The sequence below is a fragment of the Salmonella sp. SAL4457 genome (assembly GCF_046548235.1).
Lineage (GTDB): Bacteria > Pseudomonadota > Gammaproteobacteria > Enterobacterales > Enterobacteriaceae > Salmonella > Salmonella enterica.
This window is the reverse complement of sequence record NZ_JBGDZO010000909.1, coordinates 1-253: the sequence shown is the minus strand read 5'-3', so window position 1 is coordinate 253 and position 253 is coordinate 1. Positions and strand designations below refer to the sequence as shown.

Genomic DNA, 253 nt, shown 5'->3' with positions numbered 1-253 from the left:
CCGAGGCACTGAGCGCCGACGGCTTCAGCGTCGCCCGCAGCCAGGTCGATCTCGCGAACCCGATCAAGACCGTTGGCCTCCACACCGTGCCGCTGCACCTCCACGCCGAAGTCGCGGTCACGGTCAACGTCAACGTCGCCCGCTCCGACGACGAAGCCGAGCGCCAGGCGAAGGGCGAGGACCTCACCGTCCAGACCTTCGACGACGAAGCCGCCGCCGAATTCGCCGCCGGCCAGGCCGAGGCGGGTGCCGC

1 protein-coding gene is annotated in these 253 nt (G+C 71.1%); it reads left to right on the top strand.

Going from position 1 to position 253, the window contains the following annotated elements; all coding sequences use genetic code 11:
- On the top strand, positions 1 to 253 hold a 253-nt coding region (locus ACLJNW_RS26835; RefSeq protein WP_410961601.1), incomplete at both ends, for a 50S ribosomal L9 C-terminal domain-containing protein.